Origin of the sequence: Lipingzhangella rawalii (genome assembly GCF_031628175.1) — a bacterium.
In the GTDB taxonomy this organism is placed as follows: domain Bacteria; phylum Actinomycetota; class Actinomycetes; order Streptosporangiales; family Streptosporangiaceae; genus Lipingzhangella_A; species Lipingzhangella_A rawalii.
Map to the genome: position 1 here is coordinate 1 of NZ_JAVLVT010000018.1, position 13482 is coordinate 13482.

13 protein-coding genes are annotated in these 13482 nt (G+C 67.1%); 5 read left to right on the forward strand and 8 right to left on the reverse strand.

The window, feature by feature from the left end; all coding sequences use genetic code 11:
• Positions 1 to 4: 4 nt before the first annotated feature.
• The 3 genes from RIF23_RS20170 to RIF23_RS20180 form a co-directional block, all read right to left on the reverse strand.
• Positions 5 to 1603: an ABC-F family ATP-binding cassette domain-containing protein gene (locus tag RIF23_RS20170; protein ID WP_310914209.1), complete on the reverse strand. Its 1599-nt coding sequence runs from the start codon at positions 1601 to 1603 to the stop codon at positions 5 to 7.
• Between the two features lie 157 nt (positions 1604 to 1760).
• Entirely contained in the window at positions 1761 to 3041 is a 1281-nt protein-coding gene (locus tag RIF23_RS20175; RefSeq protein ID WP_310914210.1) for an AI-2E family transporter, read from the reverse strand.
• Between the two features lie 92 nt (positions 3042 to 3133).
• Positions 3134 to 3541, reverse strand: coding sequence for a YccF domain-containing protein (locus RIF23_RS20180; RefSeq protein ID WP_310914211.1), 408 nt, complete (start codon positions 3539 to 3541; stop codon positions 3134 to 3136).
• 578 nt (positions 3542 to 4119) lie between these two features.
• Here RIF23_RS20180 and RIF23_RS20185 point away from each other — a divergent pair.
• Positions 4120 to 4419, forward strand: a complete 300-nt coding sequence (locus RIF23_RS20185) for a WhiB family transcriptional regulator (RefSeq protein ID WP_310914221.1) — start codon at positions 4120 to 4122, stop codon at positions 4417 to 4419.
• A gap of 45 nt (positions 4420 to 4464) precedes the next feature.
• On the opposite strand, the gene RIF23_RS20190 is transcribed toward RIF23_RS20185, so the two are convergent.
• Complete coding sequence (locus RIF23_RS20190; RefSeq protein WP_310914212.1) at positions 4465 to 5847, reverse strand: phosphoribosyltransferase family protein; 1383 nt, start codon at positions 5845 to 5847, stop codon at positions 4465 to 4467.
• A 216-nt stretch (positions 5848 to 6063) separates the two neighbouring features.
• On the opposite strand from RIF23_RS20190, the gene RIF23_RS20195 reads away from it, so the two are divergent.
• The 3 genes from RIF23_RS20195 to RIF23_RS20205 all read left to right on the forward strand — a co-directional run bounded on the left by RIF23_RS20195 (position 6064) and on the right by RIF23_RS20205 (position 7675).
• A complete protein-coding gene (locus RIF23_RS20195) occupies positions 6064 to 6951 on the forward strand; it encodes a sulfotransferase (protein WP_310914213.1) in 888 nt (295 codons plus the stop codon).
• Between the two features lie 136 nt (positions 6952 to 7087).
• Positions 7088 to 7447: an Rv3235 family protein gene (locus RIF23_RS20200; RefSeq protein WP_310914214.1), complete on the forward strand. Its 360-nt coding sequence runs from the start codon at positions 7088 to 7090 to the stop codon at positions 7445 to 7447.
• A gap of 69 nt (positions 7448 to 7516) precedes the next feature.
• Complete coding sequence (locus RIF23_RS20205) at positions 7517 to 7675, forward strand: hypothetical protein (protein WP_310914215.1); 159 nt, start codon at positions 7517 to 7519, stop codon at positions 7673 to 7675.
• An 18-nt stretch (positions 7676 to 7693) separates the two neighbouring features.
• Here RIF23_RS20205 and RIF23_RS20210 read toward each other — a convergent pair whose 3' ends face one another.
• From RIF23_RS20210 to RIF23_RS20220, 3 genes are all read right to left on the reverse strand, one after another.
• Positions 7694 to 8536: an aldo/keto reductase gene (locus tag RIF23_RS20210; protein WP_310914216.1), complete on the reverse strand. Its 843-nt coding sequence runs from the start codon at positions 8534 to 8536 to the stop codon at positions 7694 to 7696.
• A gap of 213 nt (positions 8537 to 8749) precedes the next feature.
• Entirely contained in the window at positions 8750 to 9670 is a 921-nt protein-coding gene (locus RIF23_RS20215; protein WP_310914217.1) for a mechanosensitive ion channel family protein, read from the reverse strand.
• Positions 9671 to 9830: 160 nt separating this feature from the next.
• On the reverse strand, positions 9831 to 11852 hold the full coding sequence (locus tag RIF23_RS20220) for an endonuclease/exonuclease/phosphatase family protein (protein WP_310914218.1): 2022 nt from the start codon (positions 11850 to 11852) through the stop codon (positions 9831 to 9833).
• A 282-nt stretch (positions 11853 to 12134) separates the two neighbouring features.
• Here RIF23_RS20220 and RIF23_RS20225 point away from each other — a divergent pair, with 282 nt between their 5' ends.
• The gene (locus tag RIF23_RS20225) at positions 12135 to 12479 is read left to right on the forward strand and encodes a signal peptidase I (protein ID WP_310914219.1); all 345 of its coding nucleotides are present in this window, start codon (positions 12135 to 12137) and stop codon (positions 12477 to 12479) included.
• A 685-nt stretch (positions 12480 to 13164) separates the two neighbouring features.
• On the opposite strand, the gene RIF23_RS20230 is transcribed toward RIF23_RS20225, so the two are convergent.
• The coding region (locus RIF23_RS20230) for a tetratricopeptide repeat protein (RefSeq protein WP_310914220.1) at positions 13165 to 13482 on the reverse strand (318 nt) is incomplete at its 5' end.

The window sequence follows — 13482 nt, forward strand, 5'->3', positions numbered from 1 at the left end:
CGGGCTAGGCGAGAGCGATCAGCTCGGTCATATCGGGGCTCCAGAAGTCCTCGGTACCGTCCGGAAGCATGATCACCCGTTCGGGCTGGAGGGCTTCGACCGCCTCCTCGTCGTGGGTGACGAGGACGATGGCCCCCTTGTAGCCACGCAGGGCGGCCAGGATCTCCTCACGGCTCGCCGGATCCAGGTTGTTGGTCGGCTCGTCCAGCAACAGCACGTTGGCACTCGACACGACGAGGGTGGCCAGGGCCAGGCGTGTCTTCTCCCCGCCGGAGAGCACACCGGCGGGCTTATCCACCTCGTCCCCCCGGAACAGGAAGGAACCGAGGGTACGTCGCGCCTCAACATCCGGCAGCTCGGGTTGGGCCGCCATCATGTTCTCCAGCACGGTGCGGTTCACATCGAGCGTCTCGTGCTCCTGGGCGTAATAGCCCAGGCGCAGCCCGTGCCCGGGAACCACAGAGCCGTGGTCGGGCTCCTCCACACCGGCGAGGATTCGCAGCAAGGTGGTCTTGCCCGCACCGTTGAGGCCAAGGACAACGACACGACTGCCCCGGTCGATGTCCAGATCCACCCCGGCGAAGACCTCCAGCGATCCGTACCCCTTGACCAGGCCCCGCGCGCTGAGCGGAGTCCGTCCGCTCGGAGCTGGATCGGGAAACCGGAGCTTGGCGACACGTTCCGCCGTCCCCGTCTGTGGTGCCGACTCGACAAGCTGATCGGCACGGCGCTGCATCTGCTGGGCGGCCCGGGCTTTGGTCGCCTTGGCGCGGAACCGGTCCGCCTGCTCGCGCAGGGCCGAGGCCTGGCGCTGGGCGTTGGCCTGCTCGCGGCTCCGACGCCGCTCATCCGCCTCCCGCTGGGCCAGGTAGTCGCGCCAGCCCAGGTTGTACACGTCCAGGGCGCACCGGGTCGCGTCCAGATACCAGACCCTGTTCACGACGTGCTCCACCAACTGGACATCGTGACTGATGACGACCAGGCCACCGCGGTGTGTCCGCAGAAACTCCCGAAGCCAGGCGATCGAGTCCCCGTCCAGGTGGTTGGTCGGCTCGTCCAACAGCAGGGTGTCCGCCCCGCTGAACAGGATGCGAGCCAGCTCGACCCGACGCCGCTGTCCTCCGGAGAGCGTGTGCAAGGGCTGATCGAGCAGGCGGCTCTCCAAGCCAAGATTCGCCGCGATCGTCGCGGCCTCGGCTTCGGCGGCATAGCCACCCAGCTGGTGCAGCCGCTCTTCGGCCCGAGCGTAGCCACGCACCCCGCGATCTCGAACTTTGGGATCCGAGCTGGTCATGCGCTGCTCCGCCGTGTGCAGTTGGCGCAGCACCTCGTCGATCCCCCGAGCGGAGAGAATCCGGTCCTTGGCGAGCACCTCGAGGTCGCCAGTCCGCGGGTCCTGGGGAAGATACCCCACCGTTCCACTCGAGGTCACTGTCCCGGATGTGGGAACGTCCTCGCCGGCCAGCACTCGGGTCAGGGTTGTCTTTCCGGCGCCGTTGCGGCCGACCAGACCAATCCGGTCACCCGGGCCCACTCGCGTATTGACCCCGGAAAGCAGAAGGCGGGAGCTCACCCGGAGTTCGAGATCGGTGGCGTTGAGCATAGTGCGGTGACTTCCCTGCGACTTCCTCGTGGCGATTTCCCCCGTGGACGACGAGGGCGACCCCCGGCAGGCTACCGGCTTCGCATCTCGACACGACCGAGAGTGCTCCCCATCGGGCCCGAGTCGCCAGCCGGTGGGCGCCACCGCTGTCCGGCGGTCAGTCCCCGCGGTCCCCGCTTCCCCCCGCGGATGTGGACGGGTCGTCCTGCCCCCCACTCGGTGGCTCGGCGGGGTCCTCTCCCCCAACACGGGTTTTCTGGACACCCGTCCTGGCCGACTCCGCCCCGGGCGACTCCGCCGGAACCGTCTTGTCGCTCGTCTCTGCACCCAGGGACGGGCGATCCCGAAGCAGGGCAGCCGCAACCGCGATCACCGGGGTTGCGAGGAACATCCCGAAGAGGTTGCCCACGATCGCCCCAACCGAGATCCCCAGGAGCACCACCGGTGAGGGCAGCTGAAGAGCGCGCCCATAGATGCGTGGGGCGAAGACGTTGCTCTCCAGCTGCTGGATCAGGATGACCCAGCCCAACACGATCAGGCCGACCACCCAGCCCCCCGTGACGAGCGCAACAATCGCGGCCAGTGCCCCGGTGATGACCGCTCCAACCACCGGGAGGAACGCACCGATAAAGGTGAGCACGATCAGGGGAATGGCCAGATTGAAGTCGAATAGACCGAGAGCCGACAGCACCACGAGCAGCAGTCCGATCCCCACGGCGTCGAAGAGCCCCACCAGGGCCACGCCACGCACGTAGCGCCCCATGACGCCGTAGGCAACGTCGCTCGTGTGCAGCACCACCCTGCGGGTCTGCTCCGGGAACAGGGTTCCCACCCACTGCATCAGCCTGTCGCCCGAATGAACGAAGTATCCGGTCAGAGCGAGGATGAGGATGATCCCGACCAGTACCTGACCCACCGCGACGGCACCGGTCCACGCACCACCGATCAGCTCCTGGGCGTTCTGCTGGACATTGTCCTGAAGCCATTGCTGAATCTCGACCTGGGACTCTTGGATCCAGGCGTTCAACACCTGAACATCCAAGCCGAGCTGGAGCAGTGCCTCCTGAACACCGGTGACGAACTCGATCACGCTCTCGACGAGTTCGGGCACCCCCGCGATCGCCCGGTCGACGATGAAGTAGATCACCAGGGTGAACAGCGCCAGCGACCCCAGTATCGTCACGGCCGTCGAGGAGCCACGGCCCATACCGCGCCGGCGCAGCGCGTTGGCCATCGGCATCAGCAACGCCGTCACGAAAATCGCAAGCAGCGTGGGTATGACCACGAAGCTGATCTGGGCCAGCCCCCACAGGATGACCGCAGCCATCACGCCCAGCAGCAGCAGCCGCCAGGCGGTGTCACTCACACGGCGCAACACGTCAGCACCATCATCCGTTCCGGGCTCGTCCGGATCCTCGGTGGTCGTGGGCTGGACCACGGCCTGCTCCGGCTGGTCCCGTCGACGATTGATCCACGGCCAACCGAGTCGTCCGAGAGCTCGCAAAGCTACCCACCAATCCGATCGTGTCATCAGATCTGCCAGGGTTCACGCGGCACGCCGCTGGACACGATCTCGTTACCGAAGGGAGCGAGCGCCACCGGAATCATCTTGAGGGACGCCCAGGCAAGCGGAATCCCGATGATCGTCACCGCCAGTCCCACCGCAGAGGCGATATGGCCAAGGACCAGCCACCACCCCGCCACGACGATCCAGACGACGTTTCCCACGAGCGTGAGGCCACCCGCACTCTGCCGTCGCACCAGGCTCCGCCCGAACGGCCACAGCGCATAGTTGGCCATCCGGAAGGACGCGATCCCGAACGGAATCGTGATCACCAACACGAAACACACGATCCCCGCCAGGGCATAGCCCAGCGCCAGCCACACGCCTGCGAACAACAGCCAGATGATGTTGAGCACAAGTCGCAGTAGTGCCACAGTCCCACCCTCCGCACGCTGCGCGGTGTCCTCGTCTCGCCTCGCTTCTGGTCCGCGGCCCCGCCGGCCAGCCTGGCGCCGGCGCCCACGAACCGCTCCATGGTAGCCCTCCGCATCGCCCAGACGCGGGCGGTCCACCCGGTGGCAGCCACGGCTCTTGCGCGGTCATCAGTGTGGGCCCCACTGCAACACAGCGCACAATGTCACATACTGGACTCATCTCCCAAATGGGATGTATCGCCTATACTTCTTCAAAAGCCTCGGAAACGGGAGTGCCGCTCTCGGTTTTCGGTAACGGTTGAGCGAGTAATTGCCACCCCCCCGTGCGCGACCGCGGGTGGAGATGGCATCATGACTAACCGGCTCGCAGGCATGGCGATTCTCGCCTTACGCGTACACCCCGTGAGTGCCCGTCTTCATCGACGGATCCGGCTCTGTCGTGGTCTCTGCCACGTTCGGGAACATCCGGCTTTCGTGCGACGTTGCGCTCGTGCGGGTAGCCCACACCGTATTGCCGCAGCACACCCAGCTTTCAACAGCTTACTAGTGATCTCAGTAGAGGTGGTTCAACCATGACCATGACGCAGGTACGTCGGCAGCCCGCGCCGCGCCCTCGCCCGAGCTGGGGCTGGCAGGATGCTGCCGCGTGCCGGGGCGAGGACCTCGTACTCTTCTTCGGTCCCGACGGGGAGCGCCAGCCGGAGCGCGAGGTTCGGGAGCGCAAGGCGAAGGAGCTGTGCGCGCAGTGCCCGGTTCGCACCGAGTGCCTTGACTACGCGATCTCTCGGCCCGAGAAGTACGGCACTTGGGGCGGACTGAACGAGGACGAGCGTGCCTCGGAGCGCCGCCGCCGGATGCGTCGCGCCAACGCCGCCTGAGCCCACCGCCGTCCGGGGCACCCCCGGCTCGCTGCTCGCGACCAGTCACAGATGCCGCTCGAACCAGTCCCCCGCCGCAGCTGCGACCTCATACTCCTGCCCAGCTTGTCCCGGCTCCGTCAGGAGTGACTCGGCTCCGGCCACCCGTCGCAGCTCGTGGTATGCGTCGATCCGGCGTACCGCCCAGGCGGTGAGCTCATAGACCACCGAGTCCGCGCCTTCGACCAGCGCCAGGGTCGGAGCCCGCACTGCCGTAAGGGCACCTTCGGCGTCGTCGACACGGCCACCGGCCACGACCACCCCGGCAACATCCGCAGGACAACGCGAAGCAGCGACCAGAACCGGTGCAACACTCGGTCCCACACCGAGCAGACCCACCGGATTCCGCGCCGGTGCGGCCGAACGCCGTAGCCAGCGCACAGCCACCTGGAGTCGGTGGGCCAACGGCCCGACCTCGGGGTCAACTGTGGGCTCCACAGCCTCCGTACGGTCTCGCTCCACGCCGGTGTCGGCACTGTTCCCGGTGCCGACACCGGCCCGTGTTGTCGAACGCTCGCGGGGGATGACCTCCTGGGAACTGAGCAGCTCCACGGCCAGGGTGGCATAGCCACGTCCGACCAGCTCAGAAACCAGCCTTCGGCTGCGTTCCCGACGCTTGCCGTGCAGGACGGCCAGGACCACCGTCCCACGGGCCTGCGGAGGCAGGATGAGATCCGCGTCCAGATCCGCGTCTCCGGCACGGATGCGTACCGCACGTTCAGCCTGCTCCTGCTCGGGGAGACGGTGCGATGTGTCCAGCTCCGTGAGCAGTGCGGTCACCTGCTCGTCAGTGAGCTGGTCGAAGTCCTGGTACCACTCCCCCACGGAACGGAAGTTCTCGGGGGCACAGAGCAGCACCACATCGTCGGCCTCGCTGCGCAGTCGTTCCACCGCGGTCAGGGACCCCACCGGAACCGCCAGCACGAGTCGGGACGGATGATGGCGACGCACCATACGCAGTGCCGCCAGGGCACTCGCCCCCGTGGCGAGCCCATCGTCGACCACGAGCACGTCCCGCCCGTGCATACGTGGCACGGGTCGATCCCCGCGGTACTTCCGGCTGCGACGCCGTAGCTCACGCTGCTCGGCACGGACCGTGGCACTCAGGCGATCCCGCGAAACGCCCAGTCGCGCCAGGGCGGCATCGTCATAGGTGACCTGTCCGTCCTCCGCCAGAGCTCCCACCCCGAGTTCGGGCTGTCCGGGAAGTCCGAGCTTGCGCACCAACAGCACGCCCAGGTCCACCCCCAGACTTCTGGCCAGCTCCGCGCCTACGGCTACCCCACCACGCGGGAGCGCGAGCACGATCGGATCGGCGGCCGCGAACGGACGAACACGTTCGGCGAGCCGACGGCCGGCGTCGGATCGATCGACGAAGGGTAGGGACACGGGACGCGGATGCACGGATGACCTGCCGCCAGTCGCAACGGAACCAGACGTGCCCTACTCCGTACCCACTGCGTGCCTCCGGACACCCCGGATGCGGTAAATGTGGAAAATGTGGGTCCGACACCACGTTCCGGAGGACGACCATCCGAGCGGGGACACGCCACAGCCCACCTGACGTTCGGAACGTGCCCGATTCCAGGGACAATCGACAGTGCCATGAAACACGCCCCCTTTATTCTCGTCGTCAACGAGACCATGGTCCGCCGCCCCGTGTTCGTCCTGGGACTCCCGCACTCCGGGATCGACCTGGTGGCGCATGCCGTTCGGCGTTCCCCCGGTTTCCATGTCACCGACGCCGCACCCCCGGTACGACGCTGCGCGCATGCCCTGGCCCGGCGCCCCTCCATCGCGACCGAACGCGGACTCGGAGCGGTGCGAATCCTCCGCGAGGCTTTTGCCGAAGCATGGCAGCTCACCCCGTACACCTGCCCCTGGTGTTCGTGCACCACCTCCGCCGAGGCCGCCCGACAACACACCGCTGTGAGCTGTGTGCACGGCCAACGGACACAACGCTACGGAGACGCCAGCCCCGACCTGCTCTACAGTGCGGAAACCCTGGCCGCGGTCTTCGAGGACGCCCTGTTTATTCAGGTGATCCGGGACGGGCGCGACGTGGTGGCAGGGATGCTCCACGACGAGCAGGCTCTGGACACGATCCGGATCAACGCCGGAACGGCACCGGATTCGGCCCCTGATGCCTTCCTCGGGCTCGACACCGAACAGGAACGCCACGACTATGAGCGCATGTCGCCGCCGCAGCGTTGCGCGCTACGGTGGCGGGGTGCGGTCCGACGGTCGGCGGAGCTTCGTTCCGTGCTGCCCACGCACCGGCTGCTGACGCTGCGCTACGAGGACATCGTTGGCGGGGAGGTCGAGACGGCAGAGCAGCTCACGGCTTTCGTGGATGGGCTCGTGTCCGCCCCCGACCTTGTGCAGGCCGATCGAGACGGCATCGGCTCCTGGCGTCGCACTCTGACCGTCCACGAGCACCGTGACGTCATGCGCACGGTGGGTGCCGACCTCGCCCGGCTCGGTTACGACTGACCCCAAGCCACTTCGGAGACCACCACCCGAACAGAAATCCGGAATTCCACGTGGTTGGCACAGCCATCTCGATGATCCGTAGCACCGCGGGATGTTCTGCACTCCGCACCGGCACCGTTCGTCGAGAGGAGCCCCCGTGGACCCCACCCGACCATCACCTGCCGCCCGTCGTGACCGCGCTCACGCCCCCGTTCCGAGTCCGTGGGAACTGCAACGATTCATCCAGGCCGTCGCCGAAGTCCTCGCCAACCAGCGTCGCCCACAGCAGCTGCGAGCCCGCATGGACGCCCTTGCCTACCACCGACTGTCCCGGGCCGTGGGCTACTATCGCGGGCCAACCCGTCCACGGACCCGAACTGCCCGAATCTACCGTCCCACCAGCCAGTCGGTGGAGGTCTGTGCGGTGGTGCACTGCGGACACCGCTTCCGCGCGCTGGCACTGCGGGTGGAGGTCCACGGCGACCAGTGGCGCTGCACCCGCCTCCAGACGGCCTGACCAGCAGGCACGGGCAGCCCCGGCAGGGAGCCGTGCGGAACTGCCTGTACGGCTCCCTAGAATCGAAGCATGGGAGAAATCGGAACTCAGGAGCTCCTGCTCCTCATGGTGATCCTCGGGGTGCCTGCCAGCATCCTCGCCGGGGCTGTGGTGTATGTCGTGCGCCTGGCGCGGCGCGGAACGGCACCCACGCTGCGCCAGGCCAGTCGCCGCCGCGACCTCGGCTGAGGCTTCCGTCCCGGGGCCTCAGGACTCTCCCACGTAGTCGAAGGTCCGCGGGTCGGGGCCGATCCGGGTGTCGGTGTTGAGCCCGGAGATCCGCTCCACGTCCGCTTCGGCGAGGCTGAAGTCGAAAACGTCGATGTTGGAGCGGATCCGCTCGGGTGTCACCGACTTCGGGATGACGATGGTTCCCCGCTGGATGTGCCACCGGAGGATCGCCTGGGCCGGAGTCTTACCGTAGTTCGCCGCGATCGCGGCGATAGTGGGCTCCTCCAGGAGAGTTCCCTGCCCCAGCGGACTCCAGGCTTCGGTCGCGATCCCGTGATCTGCATGGAATCGACGCAGCGGCTCCTGGGTGAAACGCGGATGCAGCTCGACCTGATTCACCGCCGGTGTGATCATCGCGCCCTCCTGCGGCAGCTGCCGCAGGTGCTCCTCGGTGAAGTTGGATACCCCGATGGCTCGAATCCGGCCCTCGGTGTAGAGCCGCTCGAATGCCTTCCAGGTGTCCACGAAGGCGCCCCGAGCCGGCAGCGGCCAGTGGATCAGGTACATGTCCAGGTAGTCGAGCTTGAGACGCTCCAGGGTGGCGTCGAAGGCCCGCAGGGTCCGGTCATAGCCCTGCTCGGAGTTCCACAGCTTGCTCGTGACGAAAAGCTCCTCGCGGGGGACCCCCGATTCGGCGATCGCCTGGCCCACCCCACGCTCGTTGCCGTATGCCGCAGCCGTGTCAATGCTGCGGTATCCGGCCTCCAGTGCGACGCGGACCGGCTCCACGACATCGTTGTCATCGACCTGCCACACCCCGAAACCCAGCTGCGGAATCCGCACGCCGTTGTTGAGGGTGATCTCGGGAACCGTCGTCATGTATCGCTCCACGTCCATCAGTTCACTGTTCGTCTCATCAGTACCGGCATGCCCAACCACGTTCGCTCCAGAAGCATTCCAGGCGATCGGGTGTGCTCCATGCCACTGCGACACACGGCCGGCACCGAGCTCTGCACCGCCAGCGGCCCACACAGCACCCCGCCTGACCACACCAGGTCGCCCACGGCGGATCGGGTGGGCCCCGGTGACCGGCTACACCGTGGTTACCACGGGCCGAGCCAGGTCAATGCCCGCCTCGTCGAGACTGCGCTTGATCCGAGCACGCATGGCGCGGCTGAGCGCCCACTGTTCGCCGGGGCGGGTCTTGGCGATGATCCGCATCGACAGAGCACCACCGGACACCCCGACCAGGCCGGCGAGTTCGGGCGGCTCGACCAGCTGGTCGGCATGCTCACTGCTGATCTCGGCGAGCCCCCGCTCGATCGCCTGAGTGGCCTGCTCCAGGTCCGTTGCATACGACAGGGGCAGCTCCACGACGGCGTTCGCCCAGTCCTGGTTCATGTTGCACACCCGCAGAATCTCGCCATTGCGGATGTACCAGAGTCCGCCGTCCAGGTCGCGGATCTTGGTGATGCGAAGGCCGACATCCTCCACGGTACCCACGGCGTCACCGACGTCGACCACATCGCCGACCCCGTACTGATCCTCCATCATCAAGAACAGCCCGGAGACGAAGTCGCGCACCAGCCCCTGTGCGCCGAATCCGATGGCCAGTCCCACCACACCGGCGCTGGCGAGTATCGGGCCGAGACTGATCCCGATCTCCCCCAGGACCATCAACAGTGCGACACCGTAGACGACGATCGACGCGAGATTGCGCAGCACCGATCCGATGGTCTGGACCCGGGCCTGTTTCCGGGCCGCGCTACCGTCGGCGGCACCACGTCCCGAGCCGGGAGTTGGAGCCTCCACAACCCGATTGGTGAGGTGAGTGACGAGCCGCCCGAGCACGAACCGCGCCACAACGGCCAATACGAGGATCACCGCGACATTGACCACAGCGGAGATCATCGCTTCGCTGTTACGCATCGCCCAGGCGACAACTGGTTCGGCACTCTCGGAGAACGCGAGTGCCGGTGTCGTCATCGGGGACAGCGAGAGCTCCGGGAACACGGGCAGCTGCCTTTCCGCCGGGATCCTGGGACAGCCACCCCCGTCTCCGGTGACCGGCGCGGGCAGCGAGGCTGCGGAACCCGACTAGCTCACATACGGCTGGCGGAACACATACCGTGCGCCATGGTGCCATATCCGTCATCGTGATCCCGCCAATGTCTCAGAACGAGGAGGTGTCCCGCCGGGACCACCGGCGCCAGATCCACCAGACCAGCGCCGCCGCCACCGCAAGCACGACACCGGTCACGGCCGAGGCGGCGGCCGGCCGCTCCGCCACCCCGGTCGCGTCGTGCGCGGGTGAGGGGACGAGGGCGTCCAGCTCGTCGTCGGGAGGGGGCTGCGCGCCGTCGTAGTAGCGGTCATCCTCACTGATGTCCACGGCGCCATCCCCACTCCGTGGCCGGAAGCGGACGCGGAGGGGGTCATGGTCACTGGCCTGGTCAGCAAACTCCGCGTTGATCCGCACTGGCTCAAACTCGATCCGGTGTGCAAGGTTCCGACTCGTCAGGACGTGATCCAGTGCCTGGGCATTGCCGTCGAAAACGTAGGTGTAGCGCCGTTGGGGATCCAGCTCCGCCATGGGGTTGTACAGGCCACCGTCCACGGTGAGCACTCGCATGGTCTCGGAGAATTCGAAGTCGTTCAGATCTCCCGCCACGATCACGTTCGCCGCCGGGTCCTGGTCGAGAATCGTGTCGGTGAACTCCCGCACCGCATCCGCCTGACCATGACGCTGCGGGGCACTGTGTTGTTCGGGAGGTTGTCGGATTCCGTAGAGCGGACCGTCACCCACTTTTGCCGTGAAGTGCGTGCCCACGACGAACACGGCGCGCCCCTCGAACTCGAACTGGCCGACCAGGGGCTTTCGACTGTTCTCCCACACCTGGCTGTTGGGGGTGATCCGTCCCGGAGAGACACTCAGGTGTGTCCCAGAGCTTCGCTGCACGACCTCGACCGGAGTGCTTGCGTCTCCACCCGGCGCGTCCACGAAGTCCACACGCTGCGGTCGGAACAGGAAGGCATTGCGGATGTTGCCTCCGGGCTGACCGCCGTCCGCACCATCCACGGGGTCGATCTGGCGCCAGGCATAGTCGGGGCCGCCGGAGTCGGCTATAGCCCGCACCAGACGGTCGAGGGTCTCCTCGGCAGTCACGACCCCGTCGTCCTCGGAGCCCGAATCCGACTGAATCTCCACCAGGCTCACGATGTCCGGAGCGCGCAACTGGTCCACAATCCCGCTGGCATGCCGGTCGAAGTCGGACTGGGCATCGGTGCCTCCGAGGTTCTCCACGTTGTACGTGGCAATCGACAGCTCCCAGTCCCGCTGCTCCTCGGCGACGGTGGGGGTCAGGTCGCCCGACACGTGGTCGCCGAGTGTTGTCGCTCGGATCCCGTAACCGCCGTATTCGCTGTAGTGCAACGGCCCCATGGTGGGCCCCCGCAGTTCGTCGCCGACGTCGGCGTCGGGGAACGGCCGATCGTCGAAGGGGATCAGGGACTCCACGCGCAGCCGACCGGTGTTGGGCTCGTCATAGGAGTTGTAGACCGTGCCCCCGCGGTGTGTCGGATTCTGGTCGGGCTGCACCGTGATCCACAGGGCCCCGAAGTCGTCGCTGGGCCCAACGACCCGCGGATCCTGCACGGCCAGGCGCATACTCTCCCGCGACTCGAAAAAGTCCACGGTGTAGTCGTCGGGGTGCAGCTCCCGGTCGGTGCCGTCGTCATCCCGCGGTGCGAGTGTGGTGGGCAGGGTGTCGGCGTCCAGGAATTCCGGATCGGGAAGTGGGAGTCCAGTGGCTCGCACTTCCCACGTCGCGTCGACGATCTGGGTCACCGACCGATGGGCGGACTCCGCGCCGCCGGGCCGGTACTCGTCAACGGTTCCCGCAACCACCACCTCGTCACCCAGCTCCACATCCGGTGTGGCGTCCCCGGTATAGACGAACATTCCAGAGCTACGACGCGGGTCGTCGTCGGGTCTCGGGTCCTGGAACCAGAATCCCCGGGCCGATCCGAAGCGGTCCACCCCGGTGACGACCCCCACGACACCGGCGACATTGTCCCCCTCGAAACTCGAGGACGTGGTGGGCCCCTGGATCTCGGGAATACGAAGCTGGTCGGATCGGGCCTGGGCCAGCGGTACCGTCACCGTAACGCCGATGACGGCGAGCGCTGCGATCACCGCCCCAGCTCCCGGGAGGGGCGGGTCGACGGAAACCAACGAACCTCCAACGGCGTCGGGACACCCGGGACGGTATCTGCTTGGCACGGAATCCCCGCGGACCCGCAGCGACGGCCTCTGCACCACGGGGACAGTACGACTCGGGGACGCCGCCTGCCCCATCCTGCACCGCGTCACCGTCCGGGAGAAACCCGCCAGTGCACACCAGGTGGATCACCCGCACGGTGCTGGTGTGGAGCTGGTGTGGACCTATCCTCGCCAGGCGTGAACAGGAACGTATATGTGGGAAACGCCGGGCGTGAGGCGCCTCTGGACCGTGGTTGGCTGCTGGGACACTTCAAACCGGAAGGGGATCCCCGCCACAGTCACGAGGTAGAGATCAAGTGGGGCACCCACCCCGCCGGTGAGGAACGCGCCGTCTGGGCCACCGAGGAGAAGCGAACCGCTCTCCTCGTCCTGATCAGCGGACGGTTTCGACTGCGCTTCCCCGGCGGGGATGTGGTCCTGGCCGAGCAGGGTGACTATGTGCTGTGGGGTCCGGGGACGGACCATTCCTGGCTGGCCGAGAGCGACACCGTGGTCCTGACGGTGCGCTGGCCCTCCATCCCGGGCTATGCGGTGGAATGAGGGAAACAGCAGATGGAACTGCCCCCGGCCGCTATTCACCGCGATCGGGAGCGTCTGCCCTGCTGGTCGGGACGGCGGGATTTGAACCCACGACCTCTCGGTGGACTCGGGCACCGCTGAGAACGGGAGCGGAGTAACGAGGTAGCTGGTCACGGCGGGGATCACTTCTGGTGAATTCCCGTGGTTTCCGGCCGTCTCCCGGCGCCATGTGCACTGACTGTGCATCGCTCGGGCGTGGTCGGTGGGCCCGTCTATGCACGGTTTGTCCGGCAGGGGCTACCCGCCTCGATGTTCCTACCGCTCTCAGCTTGGGAAGCAAGGCGGGCGGGAGTTCGACAACCTGGTAGTTCGTTGACCTGGGGTGGAGCGGGAGTTCGGCCGGCGAGTTCCCGTGCGTCACTGTGAATCGCCGCCGTGACGGGCACACAGCGGGCACGGTAGACGGGGTGTCCTTTCTCTCCCCCTGTTCTTTTGGTGTGCCCTGGTGTCGCCGCGAGCTGGCCGAGAGCGGGGCGCGGGGTCACGGATGGCCGGGAGGCCACCGCGTTAGCGGCGCGAAGCGTCCTTGACGCCGTGGTCCGCGTCGGCATCCGGGATAAGGCGGCAGGGTACCCCGGTGCAGTTCGTTCCGGGGGCGTGTGGCAGAGCATTGGTCTGCTCAGGAGGCCGGACCGCGTTGCCGTCTCTACTGCTGTCGGGTGGGCGTGGTGGGGCCGCGCCGTAGTTCTTCTGCCTCCTCGGAGCGGCCCAAGTCCGCAAGCACGCGGGCGAGGTTGGCCCGGCTGGTCAGGGTGTGGGGGTGGTCCTCACCCAACACCCGGCTGAACGCCTGGTACACAGCGCGCTCCTCGGCCTCGGCCTCCTCCCACCGGCCCAGATCCGCAAGCACGCGGGCGAGGTTGGCCCGGCTGGTCAGGGTGTGGGGGTGGTCCTCACCCAACACCCGGCGGCGTACTTCTAGAGTGGCGCGCTGCTCGGCCTCGGCCTCCTCCCACCGGCCCCG